At 66.9% G+C, this 14,914-nt stretch carries 13 protein-coding genes and 1 tRNA gene; 13 read left to right on the top strand and 1 reads right to left on the bottom strand.

Translation table 11 applies throughout. The features are described from left to right. Positions 1-31: 31 nt before the first annotated feature. The 11 genes from H8S61_RS02780 to H8S61_RS02730 all read left to right on the top strand — a co-directional run bounded on the left by H8S61_RS02780 (position 32) and on the right by H8S61_RS02730 (position 10,939). Positions 32-406: a peptide chain release factor-like protein gene (locus tag H8S61_RS02780; RefSeq protein WP_186937876.1), complete on the top strand. Its 375-nt coding sequence runs from the start codon at positions 32-34 to the stop codon at positions 404-406. Positions 407-864: 458 nt separating this feature from the next. Beyond that, positions 865-1,725, top strand: coding sequence for an aldo/keto reductase (locus H8S61_RS02775; RefSeq protein WP_186937875.1), 861 nt, complete (start codon positions 865-867; stop codon positions 1,723-1,725). Positions 1,726-1,898: 173 nt separating this feature from the next. Then, positions 1,899-2,666, top strand: a complete 768-nt coding sequence (locus H8S61_RS02770; protein ID WP_186937874.1) for a DUF4190 domain-containing protein — start codon at positions 1,899-1,901, stop codon at positions 2,664-2,666. 147 nt (positions 2,667-2,813) lie between these two features. Continuing rightward, complete coding sequence (locus tag H8S61_RS02765) at positions 2,814-3,233, top strand: XRE family transcriptional regulator (protein ID WP_186937873.1); 420 nt, start codon at positions 2,814-2,816, stop codon at positions 3,231-3,233. 68 nt (positions 3,234-3,301) lie between these two features. Then, positions 3,302-4,594, top strand: coding sequence for a serine/threonine protein kinase (locus H8S61_RS02760; protein WP_186937872.1), 1,293 nt, complete (start codon positions 3,302-3,304; stop codon positions 4,592-4,594). 151 nt (positions 4,595-4,745) lie between these two features. Next, positions 4,746-6,149, top strand: coding sequence for an APC family permease (locus H8S61_RS02755; RefSeq protein ID WP_160942399.1), 1,404 nt, complete (start codon positions 4,746-4,748; stop codon positions 6,147-6,149). 151 nt (positions 6,150-6,300) lie between these two features. Continuing rightward, positions 6,301-7,023, top strand: coding sequence for a LytR/AlgR family response regulator transcription factor (locus H8S61_RS02750; RefSeq protein ID WP_186937871.1), 723 nt, complete (start codon positions 6,301-6,303; stop codon positions 7,021-7,023). 121 nt (positions 7,024-7,144) lie between these two features. After that, positions 7,145-8,347 (top strand): putative ABC transporter permease, encoded by a 1,203-nt coding sequence (locus H8S61_RS02745; RefSeq protein WP_186937870.1) that lies wholly within the window; start codon positions 7,145-7,147, stop codon positions 8,345-8,347. Between the two features lie 151 nt (positions 8,348-8,498). Continuing rightward, positions 8,499-9,923: an AmmeMemoRadiSam system protein A gene (amrA, locus tag H8S61_RS02740; protein WP_186937869.1), complete on the top strand. Its 1,425-nt coding sequence runs from the start codon at positions 8,499-8,501 to the stop codon at positions 9,921-9,923. Then, positions 9,916-10,758 carry an AmmeMemoRadiSam system radical SAM enzyme gene (gene amrS / locus H8S61_RS02735; RefSeq protein ID WP_186937868.1) on the top strand — a complete coding sequence of 281 codons (843 nt, stop codon included), beginning with the start codon at positions 9,916-9,918 and terminating at the stop codon, positions 10,756-10,758. The genes amrA and amrS overlap by 8 nt, the downstream gene beginning before the upstream one ends. 84 nt (positions 10,759-10,842) lie before the next feature. Continuing rightward, positions 10,843-10,939 (top strand) — tRNA-Sec (locus H8S61_RS02730). 96 nt (positions 10,940-11,035) lie between these two features. On the opposite strand, the gene H8S61_RS02725 is transcribed toward H8S61_RS02730, so the two are convergent. Beyond that, complete coding sequence (locus H8S61_RS02725) at positions 11,036-11,968, bottom strand: LysR family transcriptional regulator (RefSeq protein ID WP_160942404.1); 933 nt, start codon at positions 11,966-11,968, stop codon at positions 11,036-11,038. A 454-nt stretch (positions 11,969-12,422) separates the two neighbouring features. Here H8S61_RS02725 and H8S61_RS02720 point away from each other — a divergent pair, with 454 nt between their 5' ends. Continuing rightward, positions 12,423-13,286 (top strand): respiratory nitrate reductase subunit gamma, encoded by an 864-nt coding sequence (locus tag H8S61_RS02720; RefSeq protein WP_160942405.1) that lies wholly within the window; start codon positions 12,423-12,425, stop codon positions 13,284-13,286. A gap of 4 nt (positions 13,287-13,290) precedes the next feature. Beyond that, a complete protein-coding gene (locus H8S61_RS02715) occupies positions 13,291-14,907 on the top strand; it encodes a (Fe-S)-binding protein (RefSeq protein ID WP_222617537.1) in 1,617 nt (538 codons plus the stop codon). The last annotated feature ends 7 nt before the right edge of the window (positions 14,908-14,914 follow it).

Here is a 14,914-nt window from a genome sequence, read left to right as displayed (position 1 = left end):
GATGCCGGCCGGGTCGTGCTATCATGGCCCCATGGACTCCCGTGAGCCGACATACCGCGACTACGCCTTCTGGGCGCGCCAGCCGCTCGAGGACATCGCGCGCGACTGCGACGTGCAGGCGTTCCGCGCGAGCGGGCCGGGCGGGCAGTGCGTGAACACCACCGACTCGGCGGTGCGCATGACGCACGTGCCCAGCGGCATGACGGCGACGTCCCGCGAGTCGCGCAGCCAGTTCCGCAACCGCCAGCTGTGCCTGCAGAAGCTGCGCGAGCAGTTCGCGCGCAAGGCCGTGCCGCCGAAGGTGCGCCGGGCCACGAAGGCCACGCGCGGCTCCAAGGAGCGCCGCCTCGCCGAGAAGCGCCACCGCTCCCAGACGAAGGCGCAGCGCGGCCGCGTCGACGAGTAGCGCGGCCGGCCGGCGCGTTCCCTCCGTAGTTGGGCGTCCTCCTGCGCGGCCGGGTCGTCGCAGCGGCGATTCGTGGCAGAAAATGCGAGATATTCGTCGTCGAGCATCGCCGCATACGGCGATCCGCTCAAGGCGGTTTCGAAGCACCCTCTTTGAACAGGCGAAACGAAAAGGTGCCTGATACCCCTTCGCCATCCTGGCCGAAACGGCGGCGCAGGATGACGAATTTCTCGCATTTTCTGCCAAAATCTTCGATTTCTTCGGCGTGCGCCGCCGTCGTGGGCGCGGGCTGGTCGAGCGCTCGCCGGAGCGCCCCGCGCCGGCGGGGTAACGCTTGCGTATCCCTCCTTCTACGAACGTTCTACGGTTCGGTGACCGCGCACCGCGCGGGCGTATCGTTATCGCGTTATGACGGTTTGCGACGCCTGCGGGCGGCGTATAAGTGATAAGGAGCACGCATGGCGGATTTGCAAAGCCCGAAGGACCGGATCACCCTGCGAAACGGCTACGGCATTCCCTGCCTGGGGTTCGGCACGTGGAAGATGCCCGACGGGGAAGTGGGGGTCGAGGCCGTCCACCAGGCGCTTCATGACGGGTATCGCCACATCGACACGGCAGCTGCCTACGACAACGAGGGCACGGTGGGCAAGGCGCTCGCCGCGGGCGGCGTGTCGCGCGAGGACCTGTTCGTCACCACGAAGGTATGGAACACCGACCGCGGCTACGATGCCGCGCTCAAGGCGTTCGAGGAGTCGCGCAAGAAGCTGCACCTCGATTACGTCGACCTCTACCTCATCCACTGGCCCGACGCGAAGGGCGCCGAGGCGCAGTGGCAGCGCACGAACCAGGAGACCTGGCGCGCGCTCGAGACGCTCTACCTCGACGGGAAGGTGCGCGCCATCGGCGTGAGCAACTTCAAGCCCCATCATCTCGAGCCGCTCATGGACGCGGCCGACATCCTGCCGATGGTCGACCAGATCGAGCTGCACCCCGGCTGCAACCAGGAGGTCACGCGCGAGTTCTGCAACCGCCACGACATCGTGGTGGAGGCGTGGTCGCCGCTCGGCTCGGGCCGCGTGCTGGAGAACCAGCTGCTCATCGACATCGCGGCCAGCTACGGCTGCACGGTGGCGCAGCTGTGCCTGCGCTGGTGCCTCCAGCGCCGCGCCATCCCGCTGCCGAAGTCCACGGACCCGGCGCGCATCGCCGAGAACGCGCGCATCTTCTGGTTCAACATCACCGAAGAGGACCTGCAGCGCATCGACGAGCTCGACCCGCTCGGCCAAAGCGGCCTCGACCCCGACACCGTCGACTTCTAAGCGTCGACGCCCGTTTCCTCCCGTTCATGCAAAGGGCCCGCCAAGCGGGCCCTTTTCCGTGCGCGCCGTCTGCAAGTTCTTAGCTGGCAGCTAATGTTTTTGATCGGGGCTTTCCTTAGCATGGTCACTGCTAATGAAGGAGGGCCGCGCAGGCCCGCAATGGAAGGATGCATATGAGCGAGTACCAGCAATACCGGCCGAACGACGAGTATCGGCCAGCCGCTCGGTTTCAAGAGACGGCACCTCTTTCGGCGATGGCGGTGACGGCTTTGGTCCTCGGCATCATCGCGCTGCTCACGTCGTTCCTGCCTATCATCAACAACGTATCGTTCCTCCTGGCTCTGCTGGGCGCCGTTTTCGGCATCGTCGGCGTGGTCGCCACGGTGCGCGGCACGCGGAGGGGAAAGCCCCTCGCCGTGTCGGCCCTCGTGCTCAACATCGTCGCCTTCGCGGTGGTCCTTGCCACGCAAGCGATGTTCAGCGCGGTCATCGACGAGGCGACGTCGGGCCCGAGCGCCGTCGGTGCGTCCGCCGAGCAGCCTTCGTCGGAGCCGCAGTCCTCGGAGCCCCAAGCCGACTACAGCAACCTGGCGGTCGGAACGACGGCCGAATTGGACAACGGGCTGTCGGTCTGCGTGCAGTCGGTCGAGACCGGTCTGTCGAACTACGACGGGTCGGCGATCACCGGCGTGACGGTTTCGTATGCGAACAACGGGAGCAGCGAAGCGTCGTTCAACCTGTTCGACTGGAAGGCGCAGGATTCCCAGGGAGCCCAGCGGAACACCGCGTACTATTCCGAAGCGACCGACGATCTGAGCTCGGGGTCGCTTGCCCCGGGAGGCACGGTTACGGGCAACCTGTATTTCGAGGGGGACGTGAGCAAGGTCCTGTACTATTCGAGCCTGTTCTACGACAGCTCGGTTGCATGGACCGTAGCGTAACGTGGCACGCGCTCTGATGCCCGGTTCGCCCGATCAAGCGCGAACCGGGCGGCGGGTGCCCGAAGACGCGGTGCGCGGAACCGGGTCGTTTGGAATACAATGATGAACGCGTTAAACAGGAAGAAGCCGAGAAGAAGGAAGCGTCGCGTGAAAGAACCCCTTACCGACGAACTGCTCGACGAGCTGCTGAGCGCTCCCGATCCTCATTCGTTCGCGAAGGAGCATCACATCGGCACGCGAACCTTGCCCGATTACCTGCAGCAGCTGCTCGACGAGCACGATCTCGTGCGAGCCGACGTCATACGCGAGGCGGGGTTGAACGAGACGTTCGGGTACCAGATATTCATGGGGCAGCGCGGGGCGTCGCGCAACAAGGTGCTGCAGCTCGCGTTCGCCATGGGCTGCACGCTGCGGGAGGCGAACCGGCTTTTGCAGGCGGCGGGCGCCAACGAGCTGTACTGCAAGAACCGGCGCGACGCCATCATCATCTTCTGCCTCGATCACGGCTACGGCCTCCAGAAAACCGACGAGGAGCTGTACCGGTTCAACGAAGACACGATCTGCTGATGCCGCTGCAAGCGAATCGGCTTCGCGCGGCAGCGCGCGCAACCTCTTCTGGTACCATGGACTCCACTATGCCAGACGAACTTGCCGAACAGCTCGATGCCCTTGCGCGCGACGATTGCTATCGCGTCGATGCCGTGTTGAAGGAGGGCGCGTTCGAGACGACCCAGCGGGTGTTCTTCGTGGGCGCGAACGGCGCCGAGCAGGGCCCGTACGTGCGCAAGTACCTCGACGGCGACGCGGGGCTGGGCGCGGCGTACGAGCGCATCTGGAAGGCGCAGCGCGCCGGCAGCCGCTTCCTGCACCTGCCACGCATCGTGGACTGCTATGCGGCGGGCGAGCAGCGCGCCGTGGTCATGGAGCACGTGCAGGGCGAGACGCTGGCCGACGTGGTGTACCGCTGCGACCCGTCGTTGGCGCTCGCGTGCGACGTGTTCCCGAAGCTGTGCGAGGCCGTGAGCGAGCTGCACGACGGGTTCGACCCGCCCCTCATCCATCGCGACCTCAAGCCGTCGAACATCATGCTGACGAGCAGCAACCTCACCATCATCGACTTCGGCATCTCGCGCACGTTCGACGACGGCGCCGACGAGGACACGCGGCACTTCGGCACGCGCGCCTACGCGCCTCCCGAGCAGTTCGGCTACGGGCAGACCGACGTGCGCAGCGACGTGTACGCGCTGGGGATGCTGTTGTACTTCTGCCTGACGGAGAAGACCCCCGACGCCAAGGCCCGCAAGGACGGCTTTCGCGACGCCCGCATACCCGAAGCGCTGCGCCAGGTCATCGCGCGAGCGACCGCGTTCGACCCCCTGCAGCGCTACGCGAGCGTGACCGAGCTGCGCCGCGCGTTCGGCGCGGCGACGGGCGCCGAGGGGCTTGCGGCGGGGTCGGGGAGCGCGGCCGCAGCCGAGCCCCCGCGGTTCCAAGCGCCGACCCGGCCGGCGGCCGCGCGTCCTTCCGAGCACCCGGCGCCCTCCGCGACTCCCGCGATCCCCGCAAGCCCGCGCGAGCCTCTGCGCATCGGCCCGAAGCTCGGCGTCGCGTGGGACGTGGTGCTCCTCGCCGTGTTCGCGCTCTTCGTGGCCGTGGCCACGTCGATGGTGTTCGATCCGAAGCCGACCGACCAGGCTGCGACGGCGCCGCTTATCGTCCGCGCATGCGAGTACTATCCCGTCGCCCTACTCATGATCGGCCCCGTGCTCTACTTCGTGAGCGACCGCCGCCCGCTCAGGCGCCTGGTCCCGCGGCTTGCGAACGTCTCCTGGAAGCGCGAGCTGCTCGTGTGCTCGATCGCGTTCGTCGTGGGGGTGCTCATGGTGGGCATCGCGGGCCAGTTCGTCCCCTCTCCTCCGGGTTTTTAGCGAGAACGCCTGGTCGACGGGCTGGCAACGCGTTGGCAAGGGCGGCGCGGCCCCGCGCGCGACGCCGCGGTTCTCCCGTAGGGTGTATCGGGTACGCCTCGACGCTTGCGCGTCGGGCGCTTCGGAGCGACCCTCGATAAGGAGCATCAGCATGGTCGATAACGCTCAAGGCGGCGCGAAGCGCGCCCCGTCCGACGCGAGCGCCGACGGGAAATCGGGCGAGCAGCCGGGCACCCAGAAGCTCAAGCGCGTGCTCACCGTGCCGGACATGATCGTGTACGGGCTCATCTTCATGGTGCCGATCGCCCCGATGGGCATCTACGGCGGCGTGTTCGGCGACTCGGGCGGCATGCCCGCGCTCGTGTACCTCGTGGGCACGCTGGCCATGGTGTTCACGGCGCTGTCCTACGCCATGCTCATCCGCGAGTGGCCCGTGGCGGGGTCGGTGTACGCCTACACCTCGCGCGGCCTCGGCAAGGGCATCGGCTTCGTGACGGGCTGGACGCTCTTGCTCGACTACCTGCTGATCCCCGTGCTCATGTACGTGGTGGCCTCGACGGCGCTGGCGGGCCTCGTGCCCGAGGTGCCCGCCTGGGCGTTCGCCGTGGTGTTCGTGGTGGCGAACACGTTCGTGAACGTGCGCGGCATCGGCCTCACCGACATCGTGAACCGCGTCGCGCTCGTGCTGGAGATCCTCGTGCTGCTCGTCTTCGTCGTGCTTGGCGTCCGCTGGCTGCTCACCGACCCCGCGTCGCACGGCTTCTCGCTCGACCCGTTCTTCAACCCGTCCACGTTCGACCCGAACCTCGTCATGAGCGCCGTGTCGTTGGGCGTGCTGTCGTTTTTGGGCTTCGACGGCATCGCGACGCTGTCGGAGGAGGCGAAGGACGGCCGCCGCGGCCCGGGCCGCGCCATGATGGCGTCGCTGGCCATCGTGGGCAGCCTGTTCGTGCTGCAAACCTACATCGCCGGCTGCATCAGCCCCGACGGCGCCGTGTTCGCGGGCGACTCGGGCAACGCCTTCTACCTCGTGGCGCAGCTCGTGGGCGGGCGGTGGCTGTACGTCGTGTGCGCCGTGGCCACGGCGCTGGCCTGGGGCATTTTCACGGCGCTGGCCGCGCAGACGGCCGTGTCGCGCATACTGTTCGCCATGGGCCGCGCGGGCGGGCTGCCCAAGCCGCTGGCGAGGATCCACCCGAAGTACCATACGCCCTACGTCGCGTCGCTGTTCGTGGGCACGCTCACGCTCGTGCTCGTGCTGACGTTCGGGCGGCTGGGCACCGACACCATCTCGCTGTTCGTGAACTTCGGCGCGCTCACGGCGTTCCTCATGCTGCACGTCACCGTCATCGGGTACTTCTTCGTCAAGAAGCGCGACGGGCGCTGGGTGGCGCACCTGCTGTCGCCGCTGTGCGGCATCGCGGTGATCGGGTACACGTGGTGGAGCCTCGACGTGCCGGCGAAGGTGCTCGGCCTCATCTGGATGGCCGCGGGTATTGCGTACTACCTCGTTCTGCACTATGGTTTGAAGCGCGACGTGAAGCTGGACGGCTAGGCCGTTTGCCGTGCGTCGCGGGGACGACCCCATGCTCAACTGCGAAAACGGCGCTCTATGCGTCGTAACCGGTTCTGGACAACACCACCCTCTTCGTCAGAAAATAGATCAACATGGTCAAAAACGGAAGAGAATACGAGGAGGTTCCGGTTTGAGGATAGCGATCTGCGATGACGACGGAGCGCTGCGAAGCGATCTGCGCAGCGCGCTGGACCGGTCGCTGGCCGGGCGAAACGTTCGGGCCCGGTACCAGGAGTACACCGCCGGCGAGCACCTGGTGGCCGATGCGGCGGGAGACGGGCCCTTCGATCTGGTGTTCCTCGACGTCTACCTCGAGGGCGAGGACGGCGTGTCGGCGGCCCGCGCGCTGCGCGCCGTGGACGCGGCGGTGCCCATCGTGTTCCTCACGGTATCGCGCGAGCACGCGGTGGAGAGCTACGAGGTGCGCGCCACCGACTACCTGATGAAGCCCCTCGACCCGGCCGACCTCGAGCGCGTCCTCGATCGGGTTCTGCCCGCCCACAAGCCGCGCCTGGCGTTCCGGGTGGGCGCGTCGCGCCGCTACTTCGCGTTCGGCGACATCGTGTACCTCGAGAGCCGCGACCACGCGGTGCTGCTGCACACCGCCGACGGCTCCTGCCACCGCGGCCTGGCGAAGCTCGACGACGTGCAGCAGGACCTGAACGACCCCCGCTTCCTGCGCTGCCATCGCAGCTGCCTGGTGAACATGGATTACATCGCCGACGTGCGCGACGACTTCGTCCTGCGCGACGGGACGTGCGTGCCGGTGCGCGTGAAGGAGCGCCGCAAGATGCACGAGGCCTACCATCGGTACTTCGTCGACGCCCTGTGCGAAGGGCGCGGCGACGCGTAGGGAGCAGGGGATTTCGGCGCAGGTCGCGTTACGGTAGCGTTGCGGCTGCCGCGCGCCGGCTCTGCGGATCGTATGATGTGCGCACGACGTCATCGTCAACGACCGAAGAAAGGACGCGACCATGAACCATCCGGTGAACGAGGAGGGCCGCACGCCGGACGCGGGCCCCGAGCAGCGTCCCGAGCAGCGCCTGCCGCTGCCGCTCAAGCTGTTCGGCGCGCTGTGCATCCTCGGCGGGCTCACGTCGCTCGGCGATCTCGTGCCCGTGATCGTCTCGTTCGTGCAGGGGATCGCCGGCGGGGGCTACCGCACGGCTTCCGTGGTCATCTTCGCCGCCCTCGTGGCGGTGCTCGCGGCGTCGGCCGTGCTGTTCGCGGTGTTGGGCGTGCGGCTGCTGCGCAACCGCCGCGCGCACGCGGCGCAGGCCGCCAACACCCTCGTGGCGCTCACCGTGCTGGCCGTCATCGGCACGCTGATGCTGTTCGGCCTGTCGGCGCACCATATCGGCTACCTCGTCCAGATCGTCATCCTCATCGCGGTGACCAGCTACCTCGACCCGCAGCTGCGCGAGGAACGTCGCCTGCAGCGCAAGCTGAAGAAGATGGACAAGGGGCAGCGCAGCGAGGAACGGAGGTTGGCGCGCGAGCGCACGCCCAAAAAGGGGTTCATCACGCTGAACTTCTTCAACCTGTTCTGGATCTTCGTGGTGTGCTGCGTGCTAGGGCTCGTCATCGAGACGGTCTACCACTTCATCATGTTCGGCGGCTACGAGGATCGCGCCGGCATGCTGTTCGGGCCGTTCTCGCCCATCTACGGGTTCGGCGCGCTGCTCATGACCATCGCCCTCAACCGCTTCCATGACAAGCCCGTGTGGGTGGTATTCCTCGTGAGCGCCGTCATCGGCGGGGCGTTCGAGTACTTCACGAGCTGGATCATGGAGTTCGCGTTCGGCATCCGCGCGTGGGACTACTCAGGCACGTTTTTGTCCATCGACGGGCGCACGAACTTCGCGTTCATGGTGATGTGGGGTGTGCTGGGCGTGGCGTGGATCAAGCTGCTGCTGCCGCAGCTGCTGAAGCTCATCAACCTCATCCCGTGGAACTGGCGCTACACGGTGACGGCCGTGTGCACGGTGCTCATGCTGGTGGACGGCGTGATGTCCGTCCAGTCCATCGACTGCTGGTACCAGCGCATGGCGGGCAAGGCGCCCGACACGCCCATCGAGGAGTTCTACGCCAAGCATTTCGACAACTCCTACATGGAGCATCGCTTCCAGACCATGACGATGAACCCCGAGGACGCCACCCGCACCGACGTGCGCTAGGCGCGCACGTCCGTCAACGCTTGCGTGCCGGATGGGCGGCGGCGGGCGCGGGGCGTCGCGGGGACGGGGCCCAGCGGTGTACAATGGCCGAAACGATAGGCGCGCCCGCGCTTTCGGGCGCGCCCGGTCAACGCTGTGGAAGGGAGCCTTCATGGGAATCGTCGCCGCGTACGCCGTGCCGCATCCGCCGCTCATCGTGCCCGAGGTGGGCCGCGGGCAGGAGCGCGCCATCCAAGATACCATCGACGCCTACCGCGAGGTGGCGCGCCGCATCGCCGCGCACGCGCCCGACACCATCGTGGTGGTCTCGCCGCACGCGCCGCTGTTCCGCGACTGCTTCCACGTGTCCACCGGCGAGGCGGGCCACGGCGACATGGGGCGGTTCGGGGCGTGGGACGCGTCCGTCACCGTGCCCTACGACGGCGCGATGGGAGCCGCCATCGCCGCCTGCGCGCGCAAGCACACCGTGCCGCTGTGCGGCAGCGGCATGCGCGACGGCGAGCTCGACCACGCCACCTTCGTGCCGCTCCATTTCGTGAACGAGGCGTACGCCGGCTACCGGCTCGTGCGCGTCGGCCTGGCGGGCCTGTCGCCCGAGACGCACCTCGCCCTGGGGCGCTGCATCGCCGAAGCCGCCGCCGACCTGGGCCGTCGCTGCGTGCTGATTGCCAGCGGCGATTTGTCCCACAAGCTCACGCCCGAGGGGCCGTACGGCTACGCGCCGCAGGGCCCGGTGTTCGACCGCACGGTGACGGCGCTGTTCGACGCGGGCGACCTGGACGGGCTGCTCGACATCGACGAGGAGTTCGCCGACGAGGCCGCCGAGTGCGGCCTGCGCTCGTTCTGGATCATGGCGGGCGCGCTGGAGGGCCTCCCGATCTCGCATGAGCTGCTCAGCTACGAGGGGCCGTTCGGCGTGGGCTACGCCGTGGCGGCGTTCGAGGTGCAGGGCTCATCCGGCGACGGCGCGGTGCGGACGGGCATCGACGAGCGCGAGGACGCGGCGGGCGCCGAGAACGGCGCGGCTGACGAGGCGGCCGACGACCCGTACGTGGCGCTGGCCCGCGCGAGCGTCGAGGGCTTCGTGCGCACGGGAAGCCCCATCGCGCTGCCGGACGGCCTGCCGCCCGAGCTGGCCGACGAGCGCGCCGCCGTGTTCGTGTCGCTGCACGAGCACGGCGATTTGCGCGGCTGCATCGGCACCATCGCGCCGGTCACCGGCAGCGTGGCGGCCGAGATCGTGCGCAACGGCGTGGCGGCGGCCTCCGAGGACCCGCGGTTCCCGCCCGTGCGCCCCGACGAGTTGGACGCGCTGTCGTACTCGGTGGACGTGCTGCTCACCCCCATGCCCATCGACTCGATCGACGAGCTCGACCCTGCGCGCTACGGCGTGATCGTGACGAAGGGGTGGAAGCGCGGCCTGCTGCTGCCGAACCTCGAGGGCGTGGACTCGGCGCAGCAGCAGGTGGACATCGCGAAGCGCAAGGCCGGCATCGACCCGTTCGACGACGACGTGGAGCTCGAGCGGTTCGAGGTGGTGCGCCACGTGCGCGGGGGAGAGGCCCGTCGTGGTTGACGGGCGCGCCGTCTGCGGCGTGTGCCCCCACGCCTGCGCGCTCGCCGAGGGTCGGCGCGGCATCTGCCGGGCGCGCGCTGCGCGCGGCGGGCGGGTGGTGGACGAGAACTACGGCCGCGTCACCTCGATCGCGCTCGACCCGGTGGAGAAGAAGCCGCTCGCGCGGTTCCTCCCGGGATCGACGGTGCTGTCGCTGGGGAGCTACGGCTGCAACCTGCGCTGCCCGTTCTGCCAGAACGCGGACATCGCCTGCGCGGGGCCGGACGACGCGGCGTGGCGCGAGCTCGCCCCCGAGGACGCCGTGAGGCTGGCGGCGGGCGCACGCGGCGAGGGGTGCGTCGGCATCGCCTACACGTACAACGAGCCGCTCGTGGGCTACGAGTACGTGCGCGACGTCGGGCGGCTCGCGCACGAGGCGGGGCTTGCGAACGTGCTGGTGAGCAACGGCATGGTGAACGAGGGGCCGCTGGCCGAGCTCCTCGGCGTCGTGGACGCGGCCAACATCGACCTCAAGGGGTTCACGCAGGGGTTCTACGACCTGGCGGGTGGCGACCTGGCCGCCGTCAAGCGCACCATCGAGACGCTGGCGGCCGACCCGGCGTGCCATCTCGAGGTGACGACCCTCGTGATCCCCGGCCTCAACGACGACCCCGGCGAGATCGACGCGGCGGCGGCCTGGCTGGCTTCGCTCGACCCGCGCATCCCGTACCACCTCACGCGGTTCTTCCCCTGCCATCGCATGCTCGACCGGCCCCCGACGCCCGTGCCCGCGCTCCGCGCGCTCGCCGACGTGGCGCGCCGCCACCTGGACGACGTGCTCGTGGGGAATTGCTGAATGCTGCGCAACATTTCGGAACGTGCGGGCGCAACGCCGACAAATACGGTACTATATCGATGGTGCCTTCGGCACCTTCTTATTGGAGATGGATGGGTCCTGGTGGGCCCCACGGCCTTCAAAGCCGCTGTGAGGCGTGCAGAACGTCTCGGGTGTGTTCGATTCGCACACATCTCCGCCAGAAAAGCAAAGCGCCCCGCGGGGCGCTTTTTTTCGTTCTCGAGCGAGGGGCCCGCGTCCGAAGCGTCCGGGGCGTCGCCTCGGCGCCGGAGCGGCGCTACGGCAGCAGCGGGGGCGGCAGGATCTCCTTGAGCCGGTTGCGGTTGCGGATCAAGGAGAGGAACGTCTGCTCGTCCGAGGTGAGGAAGCCCCGCTTGTGCGTGAGGATGTTGAGCGGGCGCTGCAGCTGGCAGCCTTCCAGCCGAAGCATGGACAGCTGCTTTTGCCGGCATTCGCGCTGCACGGTGAGCGCCGAGATGATGGTGACGCCAAGGCCCGACATCACGCTCTGCTTGATGGCGCGCGTGCTGTTCAACTCCATGGTGATGTTGAGCTCCGAGGCGTCAACCCCGCCTTCCTGCAGCGCGTTCTCCATCACCTTGCGCGTGCCCGAACCTTGCTCGCGGATGATGAAGCGCTCGTCTTTGAGCTCGTTGAGCGACACGCTCAGAAGCTTGCTCCAGGGATGGTCGATGCCCACGACGATGACCAGCTCGTCGTGCCAGAAGTTCTCGATGATGAGGTCGGGGTTCGTGGGCACGGGCCCTTCGATGAGGGCGAGGTGCAGCTGCTTGTCGAGCACCTCCTCGGCCATGTTGGCGGTGTTCGCCACCTTCACGTTGAGGTTGATCTGGGGATGTTCGTGATACATCGCATCGGCTATGAAGGGCACCACGTACTCCCCGATGGTGAGCGTGGCCCCCACGTGCACGTTGCGGTGCTGCTTCGCCTCGTGCTCGAGCATGACCTCCTGCGCTTCGCGCATGGCCTGAATCACCTGGCTGATGTACTGGTAGAAGATCTCGCCGCACTCGGTGAGCAGCACGCCGCGGTTGGTGCGCTCGAGGAGCGTGACGTTGTACTCCTGCTCGAGATTCTGGATTTGGATGCTTACGCTCGGTTGGCTGATATGCAGGTGTTTGGCTGCCTGAGTGACGTTGCCGGTATCGGCTACCTCTTTGAACACGACGAATTGCCCCAAAGAACTCAAGACGGCTCACCTCCTCCTGTGTTCCGGCAGGACGATATGAGCAAAACATCGGAAAACTTCCTATGCCGCATATCGCATGTGCGCATCCGGACCGTGCCGAACTAAAGGCTTTCCCCGCACGACGGCCCCCTACGCCTTAACGAACGAACGTGAAAAGCAATTATCCGAAGCGGCGATGATCGCTTTCCACCTTGTTCAGCTGTATACTAAAGTACTCTACTAAGATTATTCTGTAAAATATGCATTTACAATCGCGATATAAAGAATTTCTATCATGCGGTGATCGAGAACATCGCGTTTATCCCGTTGAGCACGCCTGTTCGTGCACAAAAACCATGCCATAGGATTTGTTCATCGCCCCATCCAAAATAGGTATTTTACACTCGAACCCGCGTCCCTTAGTTTGTATCTAGGCCCATGCGCGGCCAAGACGAGGTTGGGGAGGGGTGGTACGATGAATGCTGCTTTGCTGGGATTCGTCTTTGTCATCATCGGATTGGCGGGGTTCGTCGTTCTCACCGCCGTCAAGGCGTGGAAGTACGCCCACTTGCCCGTTCATTCGCGGGTCGAGCTCTACCCGGTGCCCAAGGAGGGCGATGGCCGCGGCAAGTACGGCGGCTCCTATTTCGAGGAAGAGGACTGGTGGGAGAAGCCCCGCCGCCTCGATCCCGTCTACGAAGTCGTCGACATCATGCAGGAGATGCTGCTCATCAGCAAGCTGTTCAAGCACCAGCGCAGCCTGTGGTGGGCGTCGTACGCGTTCCACCTGGGCATCTACGTGATGTTCGGCTGGAGCCTGCTGCTGCTCCTCACCGTGTTCTGGAACCCCGAGTTCCTCGTGGTGGGAACGGCCGTCGTGGGCGCGGTGGGCTTCGCGCTGTCCACGATCGGCGCCGTGCTGCTGCTCGTGCGCCGCGCCGTCGACGAGAGCCTGCGCGCGTACACGCCGCCTCAGGAGTACTTCAACATCCTGCTCATCCTGGCCACGCTCGTCACCGGCATCGTGGCGTGGACGCTGTTCGCCTCGCCCTTCGACGTGGCGCGCAGCGTGTTCGCGTTCGACGCGGCGCCCCTGCCGCCCGTCGTGGTCGCGCACCTCGTGCTGCTCGGCATCATGCTCCTGTACATCCCGCTCAGCAAGATGAGCCATTACGTGGGCAAGTTCTTCGCCTTCCACAAGGTGCTGTGGGACAACGATCCCAACGTCGCGGGCAGCAAGGTTGCCGCGATGGCCGAGCGCGAGGCCGGCGGCCCCGCGCCCGCCGCCTGGTCGGCTCCGCACACCCGTCCCAGCTCGTCCGATACGTTGGAGGGATAGCGCCATGACCCAGAACACCAAGCAGCTGCGCCCGCGCGACATGGCGAACGACGCGGCCGTCCTGTCTCCGCTCGACGACCTCGCGCCGCTTCCCGCGCCGTACGACCGAAACGGCCTCGAGCCGCCTTTCAAGGAGCCGAAGCCCGCATGGGCCGAGGAGCACTGCGCCTCGCTCGACGGCTTCGTCGCCCTCGACACGCTCAAGCGCCCCGAAACGCAGGAGGAAGAGGAGGCGTTCGTCCTCTCGTTCCTGAACGGGCTCGAGAAGCTGTTCGCGGACAGCAACAAGCGCTCGCTGCAGCCGCTCATGCTGACGATGGAGTACTGCGCCAAGTGCAACACGTGCTCCGAAGCGTGCCACGTGTTCCAGGGCAGCAACGGCGACGAGATCTACCGCCCGAGCTTCCGCGTGGACGTGCTGCGCCGCATGTACAAGAAGCACTTCACGCCCGGCGGCAAGCTCATGCCCGGGTTCGTAGGCGCCGACGTGGACGTCACCTGGGAGAGCATCGCGCGTCTGGGCGAGCTCGCCTACCGGTGCAACCTGTGCCGCCGCTGCGCGCAGACGTGCCCCCTCGGGCTGGACAACGGCCTGGCAGCCAAGGAGATCCGCAAGCTGTTCAGCCAGGAGATGGGCATCGCCCCCACGCCGGTGCACGCGAAAGGCACCCAGCTGCAGCTCAAGACGGGCTCGACGACGGGCCTCACGAAGCCGGCGCTCATCGACACCATCGAGTTCATCGAGGAGGACATCGAAGAGCGCACGGGCCGCAAGATCAAGTTCCCCATCGACAAGAAGGGCGCCGACGTGCTGCTCATGCACAACGCCGGCGAGTTCATCGCGTGGCCGGAGAACCCGGCGGCCTTCGCCATCCTGCTCGACGAGGCGGGCATCGACTGGACCCTCAGCTCGGACCTGCTGGGCTACGACAGCGTGAACTACGGCATCTGGTACGACGACTTCCAGGCCAAGAAGGTGGCGCTCGGGCAGTTCGAGGCCGCGAAGAAGCTGGGCGTTCGGCGTATCGTGGTGGGCGAGTGCGGGCACGCCCACAAGGCCATCGCCATCAGCGCCGACCGCATGGCCTCGGAGGAGGAGCGCGTGCCGGTGGAGAGCTTCCTGCCCCTCATGGCGGATCTCGTGAAGACGGGCAAGCTCAAGTTCGATCCGTCCAAGAACGATTTCCCGGTCACCCTGCACGACCCCTGCAACGTCGTGCGCCAGATGGGCATCGTGAAGCCGCAGCGCGACATCTTGAAGGCCATCGCGCCGGGATTCCGCGAGATGACGCCGCACGGCGTGGACAACTACTGCTGCGGAGGCGGCAGCGGGTTCGCCATCATGAGCTCGTACAACTTCGGCGACTTCCGCGACAAGGTGAGCGCCCGCACGAAGTGGGCCCAGATCGTGAACGCGTTCCCCGACGAGTTCGAGAACCCGGACATCGTGAAGTACGTCTGCGCCCCCTGCTCGAACTGCAAGGGCACCATCCGCGAGCTGCTGAAGGCCTACAAGGGCACGGCGACGTACAACGTGCAGTACGGCGGCCTCGTGGAGCTCATGGTGAACGGCCTTGCCAGCATGGACAAGCCGTACTTGGAGTTCTTGGAGGAAGCGTAAGGCGCCC

The sequence above is a fragment of the Eggerthella hominis genome (genome assembly GCF_014287365.1).
Taxonomy (GTDB): Bacteria; Actinomycetota; Coriobacteriia; order Coriobacteriales; family Eggerthellaceae; genus Eggerthella; species Eggerthella guodeyinii.
The sequence above is the reverse complement of the archived record's forward strand: the minus strand, read 5'-3'. Positions and strand labels throughout refer to the sequence as shown.

Excerpts from the sequence above, each read along its gene's own strand:
- H8S61_RS02780 (WP_186937876.1), top strand. The coding sequence starts at position 32 with ATGGACTCCCGTGAGCCGACATACCGCGACTACGCCTTCTGGGCGCGC.
- H8S61_RS02775 (WP_186937875.1), top strand. The coding sequence starts at position 865 with ATGGCGGATTTGCAAAGCCCGAAGGACCGGATCACCCTGCGAAACGGC.
- H8S61_RS02770 (WP_186937874.1), top strand. The coding sequence starts at position 1,899 with ATGAGCGAGTACCAGCAATACCGGCCGAACGACGAGTATCGGCCAGCC.
- H8S61_RS02760 (WP_186937872.1), top strand. The coding sequence starts at position 3,302 with ATGCCAGACGAACTTGCCGAACAGCTCGATGCCCTTGCGCGCGACGAT.
- H8S61_RS02755 (WP_160942399.1), top strand. The coding sequence starts at position 4,746 with ATGGTCGATAACGCTCAAGGCGGCGCGAAGCGCGCCCCGTCCGACGCG.
- H8S61_RS02745 (WP_186937870.1), top strand. The coding sequence starts at position 7,145 with ATGAACCATCCGGTGAACGAGGAGGGCCGCACGCCGGACGCGGGCCCC.
- amrA (WP_186937869.1), top strand. The coding sequence starts at position 8,499 with ATGGGAATCGTCGCCGCGTACGCCGTGCCGCATCCGCCGCTCATCGTG.
- H8S61_RS02720 (WP_160942405.1), top strand. The coding sequence starts at position 12,423 with ATGAATGCTGCTTTGCTGGGATTCGTCTTTGTCATCATCGGATTGGCG.
- H8S61_RS02715 (WP_222617537.1), top strand. The coding sequence starts at position 13,291 with ATGACCCAGAACACCAAGCAGCTGCGCCCGCGCGACATGGCGAACGAC.